This window comes from Roseicella sp. DB1501 (assembly GCF_013112485.1).
In the GTDB taxonomy this organism is placed as follows: Bacteria; Pseudomonadota; Alphaproteobacteria; order Acetobacterales; family Acetobacteraceae; genus Paracraurococcus.
The window spans coordinates 78,624-94,516 of sequence record NZ_JABFHG010000015.1; the positions used below are offsets into that span (position 1 = coordinate 78,624).

General features: G+C 69.2%; 12 protein-coding genes. 6 read left to right on the forward strand and 6 right to left on the reverse strand.

The features are described from left to right. Window positions 1-42 precede the first annotated feature (42 nt). A complete protein-coding gene (locus HJG45_RS24085; RefSeq protein ID WP_171615887.1) occupies window positions 43-1,452 on the reverse strand; it encodes a hypothetical protein in 1,410 nt (469 codons plus the stop codon). A gap of 316 nt (window positions 1,453-1,768) precedes the next feature. Then, window positions 1,769-2,566: an HpcH/HpaI aldolase/citrate lyase family protein gene (locus HJG45_RS24090; RefSeq protein ID WP_217363026.1), complete on the reverse strand. Its 798-nt coding sequence runs from the start codon at window positions 2,564-2,566 to the stop codon at window positions 1,769-1,771. A gap of 106 nt (window positions 2,567-2,672) precedes the next feature. On the opposite strand from HJG45_RS24090, the gene HJG45_RS24095 reads away from it, so the two are divergent. From HJG45_RS24095 to HJG45_RS24120, 6 genes are all read left to right on the forward strand, one after another. Beyond that, window positions 2,673-5,573 (forward strand): molybdopterin oxidoreductase family protein, encoded by a 2,901-nt coding sequence (locus tag HJG45_RS24095; RefSeq protein WP_171615889.1) that lies wholly within the window; start codon window positions 2,673-2,675, stop codon window positions 5,571-5,573. Beyond that, the gene (locus tag HJG45_RS24100) at window positions 5,570-6,304 is read left to right on the forward strand and encodes a 4Fe-4S dicluster domain-containing protein (RefSeq protein ID WP_171615891.1); all 735 of its coding nucleotides are present in this window, start codon (window positions 5,570-5,572) and stop codon (window positions 6,302-6,304) included. Before HJG45_RS24095 ends, HJG45_RS24100 begins: the two co-directional genes overlap by 4 nt. A 4-nt stretch (window positions 6,305-6,308) precedes the next feature. Next, window positions 6,309-7,259: a DmsC/YnfH family molybdoenzyme membrane anchor subunit gene (locus tag HJG45_RS24105; RefSeq protein ID WP_174890552.1), complete on the forward strand. Its 951-nt coding sequence runs from the start codon at window positions 6,309-6,311 to the stop codon at window positions 7,257-7,259. Window positions 7,260-7,673: 414 nt separating this feature from the next. Next, complete coding sequence (locus HJG45_RS24110; protein ID WP_368040667.1) at window positions 7,674-8,192, forward strand: GNAT family N-acetyltransferase; 519 nt, start codon at window positions 7,674-7,676, stop codon at window positions 8,190-8,192. Between the two features lie 62 nt (window positions 8,193-8,254). Continuing rightward, window positions 8,255-9,232, forward strand: coding sequence for an N-acetyl-gamma-glutamyl-phosphate reductase (gene argC, locus HJG45_RS24115; RefSeq protein WP_171615893.1), 978 nt, complete (start codon window positions 8,255-8,257; stop codon window positions 9,230-9,232). Window positions 9,233-9,330: 98 nt separating this feature from the next. Continuing rightward, entirely contained in the window at window positions 9,331-10,917 is a 1,587-nt protein-coding gene (locus tag HJG45_RS24120; RefSeq protein ID WP_171615895.1) for an ABC transporter substrate-binding protein, read from the forward strand. Between the two features lie 184 nt (window positions 10,918-11,101). Here HJG45_RS24120 and HJG45_RS24125 read toward each other — a convergent pair whose 3' ends face one another. From HJG45_RS24125 to HJG45_RS24140, 4 genes are all read right to left on the reverse strand, one after another. Beyond that, window positions 11,102-11,398, reverse strand: coding sequence for a CsbD family protein (locus tag HJG45_RS24125; protein WP_171615897.1), 297 nt, complete (start codon window positions 11,396-11,398; stop codon window positions 11,102-11,104). 462 nt (window positions 11,399-11,860) lie between these two features. After that, window positions 11,861-12,667, reverse strand: a complete 807-nt coding sequence (locus HJG45_RS24130; RefSeq protein ID WP_171615899.1) for a CMP deaminase — start codon at window positions 12,665-12,667, stop codon at window positions 11,861-11,863. A 368-nt stretch (window positions 12,668-13,035) separates the two neighbouring features. Beyond that, on the reverse strand, window positions 13,036-14,817 hold the full coding sequence (locus tag HJG45_RS24135) for a chloride channel protein (RefSeq protein WP_171615901.1): 1,782 nt from the start codon (window positions 14,815-14,817) through the stop codon (window positions 13,036-13,038). Between the two features lie 74 nt (window positions 14,818-14,891). Then, on the reverse strand, window positions 14,892-15,893 hold the full coding sequence (locus tag HJG45_RS24140; protein WP_171615902.1) for a tripartite tricarboxylate transporter substrate binding protein: 1,002 nt from the start codon (window positions 15,891-15,893) through the stop codon (window positions 14,892-14,894).

A 15,893-nucleotide genomic window follows, 5' to 3' on the forward strand; every position in this document is an offset into this window, starting at 1 on the left:
CGAGAAACGGGCCATGTGTGCATTTCGCAAGTGGAAACTCGACTACCACTGAACTCGCCACACTCCGCCGCCTGTACATGACGCACAATGGTGAAGGTTCCTCCATTCTCGATGCCCACCCAATAGCCGCGCCAGCCCCTTCTTGGCCTTGTCGGCCTTTGCTGCGTTCTGCCATGCATTGTGGCCGCAATCGCCCACGCGAATGAGAATATCATAGGCAGGCTTCGAGTGAGTCTTCTTATAAAAGCGCATCTCACCGGCTATCGGCGGTTGATCTGCTTCGTCGAGTTCCGGCGCGTCGGCTTCGATCTCCATGACGTCATCCGTCGGCGCTTTCGCTTGGCCGAGTCTGAAGATCAGCGCCTGCTTGTCGGATTCCAGCCGTCGGACCTCTTCACGCAGCCCATCCAGGTCCGCGTCACGCGAAGCCAATTCGCCTCTGAGCTTCTTATTGTCAGCTGAGTATAATGCTACGATCTCTTGGAATTCTTCAAGGGACCTTGCTTTCGTCTTCAGATCTTCAAGCTCGTCCGCCTTTGCCCGCAGCGCCGCGTACTCCGACCGCGCGGATGCTCCCCGGATGTCATCGATTTCGCTCGGACGAACCACGCTCGCGGCCGATGCCTGGAAGATGATCGTGCGTAGCTGCCGCCGTATCCGCTCGGCTGCCGTGCGCCTGTCGGCCTCGATGCCCTGCAATCTCGCTGCGGTCCAAAGCTGATGCCGGAACCGATTATCATTCAAGGAAAGACGCGGCCAGTATATCCGAATGCCTCCCCCATAGGTGGAAAGTGACCTTCGCAAGAGGTCGGTGAGGGCCCAGGAAGCAGGTTCATCAATGCTGTAGACGTTGGCGACGCCCGCGAGGTCGCGCGCGAGTTTCCTGTCGAGGCTGGGCAGCGCTGTTTGCCCTTGAACCCGCGACACGACGACGAATGGGATGGCGCGATCCGTGTCCTGAAGCTCCTGCGCAAGAGCCTCGCCAGCCTCGAAGCCATCCACCATCGATAGCGGTTGGAGACGTGATGCCCCGTGGTTCCAGCGGCCCGGCTGCGCGAGGAGGTCACGGACGACCTTGGGACATCTCGGATCAACGTCGATGCGCGTGATCAGCGTTGCCACCGTCCCGACTTCCAAGGTCGCAAAGACGAAAACTTTCGTCCTTCCGACGATGACTGAGAATGTCGTAACGAATTTGCGCCCTTCGGTCGTCACTTCGGAGAGTTCGAACGTTCTCCATGAGCGCTCGCCATCGACGACGGATTCGACGCGAAATCTCGCATCGCTGCCATCAATTGCAACGTAAGTGCCCGCCCCATCTACCGATGTCGCGCCTTTTCCCTTGAGCCATTCCTCTATCACGCTGCGAATGCGGTCACCCTCAGCTTTCCTGGCTTCGGGATCCTGAAGATGCTCGACACGCTCCAAGATGTAGGCGGCTACCCGTTGCATGGGATCTCCTCGGAGCAATTTCCCAGTATTTTATTTCTAATTCGGCGCAGCAAGGAAGTCTGGAGGAAGCCCACTGCCCAAAGGCGCGTCCCGCCGCTTTCGCGCTTGGTCGGCCATCAGGCTGCTCTACGAATCCCAAGACAATCCGCCATTCAGCGCAAGAGCCGACATGTTCGATTGCACAACGATCATGCGCACAAGCCGTCCGCTTGACGTCGATGGCGGTTGGCCGAATAGATCGCCACAGGCTGGATCGCTCGGCCTGGCTGCGGCGCCAGAGACGTGCCCAACCGGGTCTCGAGAAGGGCCCGCCAGCCTATCGGCATCCATCGGATGCGCTCGGGCACAGCAGGTTCTTTACCACCCTCACCCCCGCCGCCACCGCCTCCTGCAACAACCACGCATCCCCACCCCAGGCGATCAGCCGGAACCCATCCGCCACCGCCTGCCGCGCCTCCGCCTCCCCCGTCACCAGCCGCCCCAGCCCCTTGCCGTGCTTCTTCGCCGCGGCGCAGATCCTCTGGGTCGCCTCCCGGAACCTCGGATGCTCGAACTCCCCCGGGATGCCGAGCGAGGCGGAGAGGTCGAAATGCCCGACCCAGAGCGCATCCACCCCCTCCAGCGCCGCGATCGCCTCGGCCTGCTCCACCCCCTCCGCCGTCTCGATCATCAGGATCAGCACCGTGCGCTCGTTCGCTGTGGCCAGCGCCTCGGCCGGCGGCGCGGCGCGGTAATTGTCGTGCGCGATGCGCAGCGCCACGCCGCGCCGGCCGAGCGGCGGATACTTCAGCGCCGCGACGGCGGCCCGCGCCACCTCCAGGCTGCCCACCAGCGGCAGCATCACCCCCTCGGCGCCGATATCGGCGATGCGCGCCACGTCATGCGCCTCGCGCGAGGGGATGCGCACCAGGGTCGGGATGCCGCCCGCTTCCAGGAAGCGCAGCCCGGCCTTCACCGTCTCCTCCGAGAAGCCGCTATGCTCCATGTCGAGGAAGGCGAAGTCGCAGCCCGCGCCGGCGAGGATATGACCGATGCCGGGGGTGACGAATTCGACCAGGAAGGTGCCCGCCGCCAGCTCGCCGGATCGGACCATCTGCTTCAGTGATTTTTTCATCATCCCCTCCCCGTTCATCGTGAAAATCCGGGCCGGACGCTGATTTGCCCGCACCACCCGAGCGTGCCTAACTGCAAGCGGAAGTCCACGGGGAATACGCCAACCGATGCCGGAAGCGCCGGCGCCTGTGCGCGCCCAGCCATTGCCCGATCCACAGCCCAATCCCCGGTCCGATCCACGCGTCGACTACTCCGTTCCCGTCGGCGATACGGTCAAGACCACCACCTGCTACATGTGCGCCTGCCGCTGCGGCATCCGCGTCCACCTGAAGGACGGGCGGATCCGCTACATCGAGGGCAATCCGGACCATCCGGTGAATCGCGGCGTCATCTGCGGCAAGGGCAGCGCCGGGATCATGACGCAATACGCCCCGGCGCGGCTGAGCAGCCCCTTGCTGCGCGTCGGCGAGCGCGGCTCGGGCGAGTTCCGGGAAATCTCCTGGCCCGAGGCGATGGAGATCGCGACGGGCTGGCTGCGTCCGATCCGCGAGACGGATCCGCGCCGCCTCGCCTTCTTCACCGGCCGCGACCAGAGCCAGAGCCTGACCGGCTTCTGGGCGGCGCAATTCGGCACGCCGAATTTCGCCGCGCATGGCGGCTTCTGCTCGGTCAACATGGCGGCCGGCGGCCTCTATTCCATCGGCGGCAGCTTCTGGGAGTTCGGCGAGCCGGACTGGGACCGCGCGAAATACGTGCTGATGTTCGGCGTCGCCGAGGACCATGACAGCAACCCGATCAAGCTCGGCCTGTCGCGGGTGAAGGCGCGCGGGGCGAAATTCGTCTCGGTCAACCCGGTGCGCACCGGCTATTCGGCCATCGCCGACGAATGGGTCGGCATCCGCCCGGGCACGGACGGGCTGTTCGTGCTGGCGCTGGCGCATGAGCTGCTGCGCACCGACCGCGTCGATCTCGACTTCCTCGCCCGCTACACCAATGCCGCCTGGCTGGTGGTGCAGGACCCAGGGGGTCCGGAGGACGGGCTCTTCGCCCGCGACGAGGAGGGCACGCCGCTGGCCTGGGATCGGGCGCGCGGCGCCATCCCGGCCAAGGCGGCCGACCTCTCGGCGGTGATGGTTGGCGACCACACCCTGCCGGACGGGCGCCGCGCGCGGCCGGTCTTCCACCTGCTGGCCGAGCGCTACCTCGATCCACAATACGCGCCGGAGGCGGTGGCCGAACGCTGTGGGCTGGAGGCCGCGCGCATCCGCCGCATCGCCGCCGAGATCGCCGAGGTGGCCTTCGAGCACCCCATCACGCTCGACCAGCCCTGGACCGATGTCTGGGGCAGGCGGCACGAGACCACCACCGGCAGCCCGGTCGCCTTCCACGCCATGCGCGGCATCTCGGCGCACAGCAACGGCTTCCACACCTGCCGGGCGCTGCACCTGCTGCAGATGCTGCTCGGCGCCGTCGATACCCCCGGCTCCTGGCGCTACAAGTCACCCTTCCCGCGGCCGATCCCGCCCGGGCCGCCGCCGGCCGGCAAGGGGGCGAAGCCGAACACGCCGCTCGTCGGCAACCTGCTCTCCTTCCCGCACGGGCCGGACGACCTGCTGGTGGAGGAGGACGGCAGCCCGATCCGCATCGACAAGGCCTTCTCCTGGGAGGCGCCGCTGGCGCTGCACGGGATGATGCACACCGTCATCGGCAATGCCGGGGCGGGCGATCCCTATCCGATCGACACGCTGTTCATGTTCATGGCCAACATGGCCTGGAACAGCGCCATGAATCCGGGCGAGGTGATCCGCATCCTGACCGAGACGCGGGAGGACGGCGCGTATGTCATCCCGCATGTCATCTACTCGGACGCCTATTTCTCCGAGACCGTGCCCTATGCCGACCTGATCCTGCCCGACACCACCTATCTGGAACGCTGGGACTGCATCTCGGTGCTCGACCGGCCGATCGGCAGCCCGCATGGCGCGGGCGATTCCATCCGCCAGCCGGTGATCGTGCCGGACCGCAACGTGCGCCCCTTCCAGGAGGTGCTGATCGAGCTCGGCGCCCGGCTCGGCCTGCCCGCCTTCGTCAAGGAGGACGGCTCGCCGCGCTTCAAGGACTATCCGGACTACATCGTGAACCACCAGCGCAGCCCGGGTGTCGGGCCGCTCGCCGGCTTCCGCGGGCCGGATGGCGGCAAGAAGGGCGTCGGCGAGCCGAATCCGGAGCAGCTCCAGCGCTACATCGAGAATGGCTGCTTCTGGCGCGACCACCTGCCGCCGGAGCAGGAATGGTACAAGCACGCCAACCAGGCCTATCTCGACGGCGCCAGGGCGATGGGCTTCATCCCGAAGCCGGAGCAGATCGTGCTGCAGCTCTGGTCCGAGCCCTTGCAGAAATTCCGCCTCGCCGCCGAGGGCCATGGCGAGCGGCAGCCGCCTGACCGGCTGCGCGAGCGGGTGCGCACCTATTGCGACCCGCTGCCCATCTGGTACCCGCCGCTCGAGCAGCAGGGCGCCGATCTCGATCGCTTCGAGCTCTCCGCCGTCACCCAGCGGCCGATGGCGATGTACCATTCCTGGGGCTCGATGAATGCCTGGCTGCGGCAGATCCACGGCGCCAACAAGCTCACCATGGCGCGCAGCCGGGCGGAGGCGATGGGCCTCGCCCAGGATGACTGGGTCTGGGTGGAGAGCCGCAGCGGCCGGCTGAAATGCCAGCTCGCGGTGATGGAGGGGGTGAACCCCGACACGGTCTGGACCTGGAACGCCATCGGCAAGCGGCCCGGCGCCTGGGACCTCTCCACCGACAGCCCGGAGGCGCTGCGCGGCTTCCTGCTCAACCACGTCATCAGCGAATGGCTGCCGGCGCAGCAGGGCTTCCGCGCCGCCAATGCCGACCCCGTCACCGGCCAGGCGGCCTGGTACGACCTGCGGGTGCGGGTGACGAAGGCCGAGGCCGCCGAGCAGGCGGGCCCGACCGAGCCGCATTTCCCGGCGCCGCACCAGAGGCCGCACACCCCGGCCAATCCCGACATCCTGCGCTATTCGGTGAAGCCCCGCGCATGACCTGCCTGCCCCAGCCCGTGCCGGGCGCGAAGAAGCTCGGCCTCGTCATCGACCTCGACACCTGCGTCGGCTGCCAGGCCTGCGCCACCAACTGCAAGGAGTGGAACGCCTCCGGCCATTCCGCGCCGCTGCCGGACCTGCGCCCCTATTCCGCAGGCGCCGAGGGCGTCTGGTTCAACCGCGTCCACAGCTACGAGGCCGGCGAGGGCGCCGCCGGGCGGACGGTGCATTTCCCCCGCTCCTGCCTGCATTGCGAGAACGCCGCCTGCGTCACCGTCTGCCCGACCGGGGCGAGCTACAAGCGGGCGGAGGACGGCATCGTCCTCGTCGACCACGACACCTGCATCGGCTGCGGCCTCTGCGCCTGGGCCTGCCCCTACGGGGCGCGGGAGATGGACGAGGATGCGGGGGTGATGAAGAAATGCACCCTCTGCGTCGACCGCATCTACAACGAGACCATCCCCGAGGCGCAGCGCCAGCCCGCCTGCGTGCTGGCCTGCCCGACCAAGGCGCGGCATTTCGGCGATCTCGGCGATCCGGAGAGCGCGGTCGGCCAGCTGGTGCGCGAGCGCGGCGGCCAGCCGCTGATGCCCGAGCTCGGCTACCAGCCGGTGAACAGCTACCTGCCGCCGCGCAACCGCAGCAGCCTCGCGGCGACGCCGGAGGAGGCGGCGCCGACGGAGATCAAGAACCCGCTGCTGCGCTGGATGGACCGGGTGCTCAGCCGATGACGCCTTGCTCGCGACCGGCCGGGAGGGCCGCGGCGTGAACCCGGCCGGCTCCATCGTCTTCTTCACCACCGCCTCGGGCGCCGGCTACGGGCTGCTCTTCTGGCTGGGCCTGCTGCGCCCGCTCGGCCTGGTTCCCGGCCAGGGGCTCGTCGCGCTGGCCCTCGCCCTGCTGCTGATCACCGCCGGGCTGCTCTCCTCCACGCTGCATCTCGGCAACCCGCAGCGCGCCTGGCGCGCCGTCTCGCAATGGCGCTCCTCCTGGCTGTCGCGGGAGGGCGTGGCGGCGATCCTCACCTACATCCCGGCCCTGCTGCTCGGCCTCGCCCTCTGGGTCGATGCGCCGGCCCTCGCCCTCGCGGCCGGGCTGCTCGCCGCGGCCGGGGCCGTCGCCACCGTCTATTGCACGGCGATGATCTACGCCTCGCTGAAGCCGATCCGCCAATGGCACCACCCGCTGGTGGTGCCCGGCTACCTGGCGCTCTCGGCTTTCAGCGGCGCCGTGCTGCTGGCGATGCTGGCCGCCTTCGCCGGCGGCGGCGCGGTGCCGGCGCTGCTCGCCATCCTCACCGGCGCCGGCGCGCTGCTGCTGAAGCGCGCCTACTGGCAGGCGATCGACACGGCGCCGCCCATCGCCACCATCGAGAGCGCGACGACGCTCGGCTTCATCGGCAAGACCCGCCCGCTCGAGCCGCCGCATACCGAGCAGAACTACCTGCTGCGCGAGATGGGCTTCCGCATCGCCCGCAAGCACGCGGCGAAGCTCCGCCTCATCGCGCAGGGGGCGGGCTTCGCCCTGCCGGTGCTGCTGGCGCTGCTGGCGCTCCTCCTCGGCGGCATGCCGGCCGCGCTGGCGCTGAGCCTCGGCGCCGTGCTCGCCCTCGGCGGCCTGCTGATCGAGCGCTGGCTGATGTTCGCCGAGGCGACGCATACGGTGATGCTGTACTACCGGGGCTAGGGATTCCCCACGAAGCCGCTGCGCGTCTTCGTGGGGGCCCCGTGAGTCCCTGCCTGCCCAGGCTGCGTCACAGCCTGCCGCGGCAGGGCAACGGGCAGCGACGGTTCCGATCGGCGCTGCAAGACGGCCCTTTCGGGGAAACGCCCGAAGGGGCGGCAGACATGCCGCTTGACGTTGCATGGGGCGCGCGACAGTGTTGCGGGACATGCCCAGGATCCAGGCCCTTTGTGACCGACGCCGACGCCACTGCACCCAAGCGGCGGCTTCCTGGGCTGCGCGCCGATCAGCATCCTTCCGCGTGGTGATGGCCTCACGATAGGCCCACCCGCCGAAGCAGCCTCGGCCCGCCGTCCCGAACCCCCGCAGCCCTCGGCTCCGGGGGTTTTCTTTTGCCCGCATGCCAGGAGAACAGCCGTGCAGGACCACGCCCCCAGGAGCCCCGGCCTCGCATGCGGCGTGATTCGCCGCGCCGGTCCCGCCGATGCCGCCGCCATCCGCGCATTGACGCGTGCGGCCTATGCCAAATGGGTCCCGGTGATCGGCCGCGAGCCACGGCCGATGACGGCGGATTACGACGCGGCCGTCCGGGACCATCTGGTGGATCTGCTGGAACTGGGCGGCACCCTGGCCGCGCTGGTCGAGATGGCGCCCGCGGCCGACCACCTGCTGATCGTCAACCTGGCCGTCGCGCCCGCCTTCCAGGGCCAGGGCCATGGCCGCGCCCTGATGGCGCATGCCGAGGAGGTCGCGCGGTCGCGCGGCCTGGGCGAGGCGCGGCTGTACACCCACGGTCGCTTTGCCGCGAACCTGCGCCTCTACGGCCGGCTCGGCTACCGGGTGGACCGCGAGGAAGAGCATCCGCAGTTCGGGATGGCCGTCCATATGAGCAAGCCCCTGCCCAAGGACGGCGCCAGCCGGCCGCCTGCGGCCTGAGCCGCCGCGCCGGCAGCGCGATTCCACCGAATCCTCCACTCACCCCAGCATCGGGACATCCCATGAGCATTCGCGTCGGCATTGTCGGCATCAGCGGTTTCGGCGGCGGCGAGGCGTTGCGCCTGGTCGCCGGCCATCCCTCCTTCGAGCTGGTCTACGCCGCGGGCGAGAGCAGCGCCGGCAGCCGGTTGGCGGACCGCTTCCCCGGCCTGCCGGCCCGGCTGGCCGGGCTGGTGATCGAGACATGGAACCCCGAAACCCTGCCGCCGCTCGACCTCCTCTTCGCCTCGCTGCCCACCGGCGCCTCGGCCGCGGCGCTGGCGCGCGTCCCGCGGGAGGTGAAGATCGTCGATATCGGCGGCGACCACCGCTACGCCGAGGGCTGGGCCTATGGCCTGGCCGATATCTGGCCCGAGCGCATCCTGGGCCAGAGCCGCGTCGCCAATCCCGGCTGCTTCCCCGCGGCGGCGCTGACCGCGCTGGCGCCGCTGCTGGCCGAGGGGCTGGTCGGGCCGGGCAACATCGTCATCGACGCCAAGACCGGCATCTCCGGCGCCGGCCGGGGCGGCGCCGACAGCCGGTTCGGCTATGCCGAGAGCAACGAGACTCTGGTGCCCTACGGCCTGCTCCGGCATGTCCACATGCCCGAGATGGCCCGGACGATCGAGCGGCTGAGCGGCGGCAGCGCGGCCGGGCTGGTCTTCACGCCGCATCTGGTGCCGATGACCCGCGGCGTGCTCGCCACGATCTACTGCCGCGGTCGCGCCACCACGGACCAGTGCCTGGAGGCGGCCCGGCGCTTCTATGCCGGGCGGGCCTTCCTCCGCGTGACCGACCGGCCGCCGCAGACCAAATGGGCCACCAGCTCGAACCTCGCCTTCGTCAGCTATGCCGCCGATCCGGCGCGCGAGCTGGTGATCGCCATGGGCGTGGTCGACAATCTCGGCAAGGGCGCGGCCGGCCAGGCGGTGCAGAATGCGAACCTGATCTGCGGCCTGCCCGAGACCGCGGGGCTGGAGGGCATGCCGGTCTGGCCGTGAGGACGCGCGTCAGCGTTCGAGCGCTAGCATGAAGCTTGCATCGCGCTTTCCCGGTCCGCCAGGCTGCGGCCCGGGGACGGCACAGGGGAGACGAGCGGATGCGACGCGGCGCGCGCTGGGCCATCGCGGCCATGGCCATGGCAGCCCCCTGCGGCACCCCGCCGGCGAAGGGGGCCGACATCACCATCGCGGTGGGCGGGGCCTTCACCTCGATGGACCCGCATGTCTTCGATCTCTCGCCGAACCACGCGCTGACCTGGCACGTCTTCGACCGGCTGGTGCATCCGGATGCCGACCAGCGCCCCTCGCCCGGCCTCGCCGAGGGCTGGGCCATCCTCGACGAGCGGACCTGGGAGTTCCGGCTGCGCCGCGGCGTCACCTTCCATGACGGCGCGCCCTTCACCGCCGAGGACGTGGTCTTCACCTTCGGGCGGGCGCCGAACGTGCCGAACAGCCCGACCTCGCTCGGCCAGTACATCCGCCCGGTGCAGCGGCTGGAGGTGGTCGACCCCTACACCATCCGCCTGCACACCGCCGAGCCGCTGCCGCTGATCCCGCAGATGATGATGTCCTTCTCGGTCATCGGCCGGAAGCAGGGCGAGGGCATGAGCACGGCCGACTACAACAGCGGCAAGGCAGCGATCGGCACCGGCCCCTACAGGCTCGCCTCCTTCGCCCTCGGCGACCGCGCCGTCTTCGCCCGCAACCCCGCCTGGTGGGGGCCGCAACAGGCCTGGGAGCGGGTGACCTACCGCATGATCACCAATGACAGCGCCCGCGTCGCGGCGCTGCAATCGGGCGATGTGGACGCGATCGACGCCGTGCCGACGCGCGACGTGGCGCGGCTGGAGCAGGATGCGCGGCTCTCCGTCACCGCCCGCCCCGGCCTCAGGCTGATCTACCTCTATGTCGATGCCAGCCGCGAGCAGACGCCGCATGTCACCGACAAGGCGGGCAACCGGCTGCCGACCAACCCGCTGCGCGACCTGCGGGTGCGCCGCGCCCTGTCCATGGCGATCAACCGCGAGGGCATCAGGCGGCAGATCATGGAGGGCTTCTCCCTGCCCACGGGCCAGGCGCAGCCGCAGGGGGCGATGGGCTACGACCCCTCCATCCCCGTCCCGGCCTACGACCCCGAGGGGGCGCGCAAGCTCCTCGCCGAGGCCGGCTATCCGGAGGGCTTCGCCCTCACCCTGCACGGCCCGAACGACCGCTACGTGAACGACGACGCCATCGCCCAGGCGATCGCCCAGATGTGGACGCGGATCGGGGTGAAGACCGCGGTGCAGACCAGCCCGGCCAGCGTCTTCTTCACCGCCGGCGGGGTGCGGGACGAGCATTCCGTCGCGCTGACCGGCTGGAGCACCTCGACCGGCGAGCCGGACACGCATCTCTCGCTGATGTTGGCGACGCCCGACCCGCCGCGCGGCCGCGGCACCCGCCCGCGTCCCTCGCATTACAGCAATCCCGAGCTCGACCGCATGATCGACCGGGCGCTGACCGTCATGGACACCGCGGCGCGGGAGAAGGCCTATTGGGAGATCATAAGAATCGGCTACGTGCGTGATGTCGCCGTGATCCCGATCCATCATCAGGTGAATATCTGGGCCATGCGCAAGGGCATCGCCTATCAGGCACCGCTCTCCGAGCTGACCCGGGCGATGGAGTTCCGGTTGGCGCGATAATCGATCCCCACGACGTCGCTGCGCGCCGCCGCGGGGGCCCCATGATTCGCTTCTGAGCCCGAATGCATCACAGCCTGCCGCGGCAAAGCCGCGGCAGGACAACGGGCGGCGAAAGCGTCAAACGGCGCTTCGGGAAGGCGACGGCAGCGGGCCTCCCGCCGCGCGGCGAGAGGCCCTTCCCGCCCTACCAGCGGCGGGAGCCGCGATCCACCGCGCCGAGGGTCAGCAGCGCCAGCGCATAGCCGACGGCGCCGGCGACGAGCAGCGAGAGCACCGGCTGCTTCTCCACCACCTGGCCGACCTGGCGGGCCGCGTCGCGGGCGACGTCGCGCGCATCGCCATAGGCCTCCTGCGCCTTGCCGGCCACCTGGCGGGCGACGCCCTTCGCCTCGTGCTCGGCATCGTCGGTGAACTTGCCATAGGCCTCCTGGGCCTTGCCGGCGACGTTGCGGGCCGTGCCCTCGATCTCGTTCTTGTCCATAGCGGTCTCCTGTCTCCTGGGGCGTGTCGGCCTCCGCCGCATGGCGCCGAGGGCATCCAGAGCCCGGCGGCTCACCAGTGATGCCCGGCGCCCCGTGGCCGCCGAAGAACCGCCGCTGGCCGATCCGGTTGCAGGATCGCGACCGACATTTTCGTGTGGCGCATCCCGTTGCCCTGCCGCGGCAGGCTGTGGCGTATCGAGGGTCGGGGTGCGACTATGCGTCCCGCGGAGCCGCTGGATCGTGGACCCTGGAGCCTGTTTCCCCATGATCCAGGGATGGCTTCCACCGACTCAAAGCCGACTCTCGCCGTCCTAACAACGGCGCCCTGACTTTCCTGAAAAGGATGGCGAAAGGAGAAAAGGCAGCCAAGTCGCCCGAGCTAAGCCGGCCGGATTCACACCGCTTCGATCATCGCAGTCATTTATTGCACATTCCAGACTTCCCACTGAAGCAGGATGTCGTTATTGCACATTCCAGACTTCCCACTGAAGCAGGATGTCGTTCTCGAATAGGTCGATCAGCTTGATTAGGACACAGAACGTGGACCCCTCTGGCAGAACGATCGCGATCATGTCCTTCTTCATCCTGGCGAAATGGCTCGGGAATCTGAAGACGGTCGGGGCGGTGATGTCGCTGAACCTGCTGGCACCCGCCGCGATCCTGACGGCCCCGTTGGAGCTTGAGAGATCCACGCACCCGTGAGCGGGCTGCAGGGTCTGCCATGAAATGTCGATCGTCCGCTGATCGGTTTCGCTGAACTGAACCTTGATACCGATCCCGCTTCCGACCACGGGCACGCGGCGCTTGCCGGGTCCAATCACCTTCTCGATCTCACCGTACTCGAAGGTCTCCTGCTCAACAGCGTCCCGCAGCTTCCTGTTGAAGAACTTAACGCTGATGTTGTTCTCCAGGAGTTTCCTGAAGCCTTGGGAATAGATGGTGCCGTTGGGATCAAGCACACCGACGAACACCTCGCGAACCCCGGACGCGATAATCAGGTCCGCGCATGACTCAGTCGCTTGGTTTGCTTGAAGAGCAACGCACGGCTCCAGGGTGGTGAAGACCGTCGACCCAATCCGATCGGTCATCGCCAACTTCTCGAGGGCCACCCGTTCGGCATGTTTCTTGGCAACCTCGCCGCGGAAGCCGGTCGACAGGATCAATCCGTACTTGGCGACGACGACTCCCACCTTGGGGTATTCGGTGCACTTCAGTTGCTCCTTGACTGCGAACTTCATCAGGTCCGAGTTCGAGTATTTTTTGGTCAACTCACGCCCCCCAGCCTTTTAAACGCGGTTCCGCATAGTGAAGGAACGGGATGATGGCACCTTCACGGCCGAAACGTCGGCCGAAGCCGACGTTGGTCGGCAGCACGCCCGAACATGTTGTTTTCAGTCCACTTGGCTCGCCGTCGCATCTCTGCGGGCTCGATCACCATTCCCGTAAGGAACGTGGGGACGGAATGCCGTGTGTACGCGGGAAAGGGCAGCAGGAGCAGGCGACGCTTTCCCGAAACTGCCGGGTTGAGATGGAAAACGGTAAACGGATCAGGCGCGGATGCTGCCTCGCCGCTCGCGGGAGCTATGACCGCTTTCCACCCATCTCGGACATCCGGTTGTCTATCTAAACCGCACCGTCATCCCGGCGCGATCCCGCTCTCCTCCCGCCGGCGCTTCTCCACCTCCTCGCCGTAGCGGCGCAGCAGATGCGCCTCGGTCAGCAGGCCGAGCACCCGCCGCCCCGGCCCGTCCACCACCGCCAGCGCCTCCGCCTCCGCCGCCTCGAAGATCGCCATGGCGTCGCGGGCATTGGTGCGCGGCAGCAGCACCCGGTCGCGCAGCCGCGCCAGCGCGCCGACCGTCCCGGTCTCGGGCGGCGCCGCATGCGCCTCGGCGACCGAGGCGATGCCGGCATAGCGCCCGCCCTCGTCCAGCAGCACCACCTGCGTCGCGGCGCCGAGCGGCACCGCCTTGCGGAAGGCGGCGAGGTCCATGCTCGCCGGCACGGTGCGCGGGTCCCGCCGCATCAGCCGCCCCGCCGTCAGGTCGTTGATCCAGCCGATGTCATGCGCGCTGCGGATCGCCTCGCCGCGTAGGTGGAAGCGCCAGGTGGCGAAGGAATAGCCGAACAGCCGGCGCACGATCAGCCCGGCCACCGCGACGGCCGCCAGCACCAGCCCGGCGACGGCGAGGCTGCCCGTGGTCTCGAGCGCGAGGAAGGTCATGGCGAGCGGCGCGCCGATCACCGCCGCCCCGAAGGCGCTCATCCCCACCAGCGACATCACCAGCGCATCCGGCCCGGGCGGCGCGATCAGCGCCATGATGCCGGCGAAGAGCTTGCCGCCGAGCGCGCCGATCAGCAGCGAGGCGAAGAACAGCCCGCCGCGGAAGCCGCTTGCCACCGAGACCATGGAGGCGAGCGACTTCACCACGATCAGCAGCAGCAGCAGCCGCGCCGGCGTCTCGGTGATGAAGGCGAGGTGCAGCGCGCCATGCCCGGCCGAGAGGGCGACGGTCGAGACCATGGCCAGCCCGCCGACGCAGAGCCCGCCCAGCATCAGCCGCAGCGCCGCCGAGGGGATGGCGCGCGTCAGCGCCAGCTCGGTCAGCGCCACGCCGCGCATCAGCGCGATGGCGGCGAGGCCGGAGAGCGCGCCGACCAGCAGGGCCAGCGGGTAGAGCTCGGTGTCCACCACCGTCGGGGCCACGGATTCGACCGCATAGGTCCCGGCCTGCAGCAGCCGCGCCACCAGCGTCGCCGCCACCGCCGAAGCGACCACGGGAAAGAGCGAGCCGATGCTGTAGGTGCCGATCACCAGCTCGAAGGCATAGAAGGCGCCGGTCAGCGGCGCGTCGAAGGCGGCGCCGATGGCGCCCGCCGTGCCGGCGCCGACCAGCACCCGCAGGTCGCCGCGCCGCAGCGCGACGAGCCGGCCGAGGCGCGAGGCGAGGCCGCCGCCGGCCTGGGCATAGCCCGCCTCCAGCCCCACCGAGGCGCCGACGCCGTTCGAGAGGATGGTCTGCGCCCCGACCACCGCGGCATCCGAGAGGCTCATCCGCCCGCCATGCAGCGCATTCGCCTCGATCGGGTCGACCGGCGACTTCGGCCGCCAGCGCCGCAGCAGCCGGTTCATGCCATAGAGGGCGAGGCCGCCCAGCGCCGGCACCAGCAGCAGCCGCCAGGAGGGGATGAAGGCGGTGGCGGAAAGCCGCATCTGCGGCGCGATGCCGAAGAGGAGCAGGTGCAGCGCCCCCGCCATCGCCCCCATGGCCCAGGCCAGCACCCCGACCAGGGCGCCGGTGACGGTGGCGAGGAGGACGATCGCCACCTCGCTGGTGCGGACGAGGCTGCGCAGCCGGACCGCCCGGCGAGCCCGGTGGCGCAGCAGGCGGACATGGCGGCGGGCGAGGACATGCATGGGCGATGGCCGCTTCTCGCAGGCGCGGGGCGCGGCGGCGAGTGGGACTGCGCCGCGCCGCCGCGCCGTGCCCGCTATTCGGCGCGGATGTTGTTCGCCCGCACCACCTCGCCCCAGCGGGCATGGTCGCGGCGCATGATCTCGCCGAGCTGCTCCGCCGTGCCGCCGCCCGGCTCGTCGCCGCGGCTGACGATGTTCTGCCGGATCGCGGCATCGGCGCAGGCCTGGTTCACCGCGGCATTGGCGCGCTGCACGATCTCGGGCGGCGTGCCCTTCGGCGCGAAGAGGCCGATCCAGGCGAGCACCACGAAATCCGCCACCCCCTGCTCGGCCGCGGTCGGGATGTCCTTGAAGGCCGGGATCCGCTCCGGCGTCGTCACCATCAGCGCCTTGAGCTGCTTCGCCTCGATGAAGGGCGCCACCACGCTGGCCGCGTCGCACATGATCTGGAAGCGGCCGGCGATGAAGTCCTGCATGGCCGGGCCGCTGCCGCGATAGGGGACATGCGTCATTTCCGGCCCGCCGATGCGGCTCCTGAACAGCTCCATCGCCACATGCGAGAGGCTGCCCGAGCTGGCCGAGCCGTAATCGACATCGCCCTTCTTCCCCTTCGCCCAGGCGGCGAACTCCGCCACCGTCGTCGCCGGGACCGAGGGATGCAGGCAGAAGATCAGCCCGCTCTGCAGCATCATGCCGATCGGCACCAGCTCCATCGGGTTGATCTTCATGGACGGCATGCTGTGCGGGTTGATCACCAGCGGGTTGGCATTGCCGACCAGCAGCGTGTAGCCGTCCGGCTTCGCCCGCAGCACCGTCTCGGTGCCGAGATTGCCGCCGGCGCCGCCGCGGTTGTCGATCACCACCGGCTGGCCGAGCGCCTGCTGCAGCCCGTTCTGCAGCACCCGCGCGGCGAAATCGGTCTGCCCGCCGGGCGGGAAGCCGACGACCAGCGTGATCGGCCGGTTCGGCCAGGGCGCCTGGCCGAGGGCGGGGGTGGCCAAGGGAGAAGCCAGCCCGGCGGTGCCGAGGGCCAGGGCGGCGCGGCGCGTCAGCGCGAGGCGGGACGTGAAGGACAT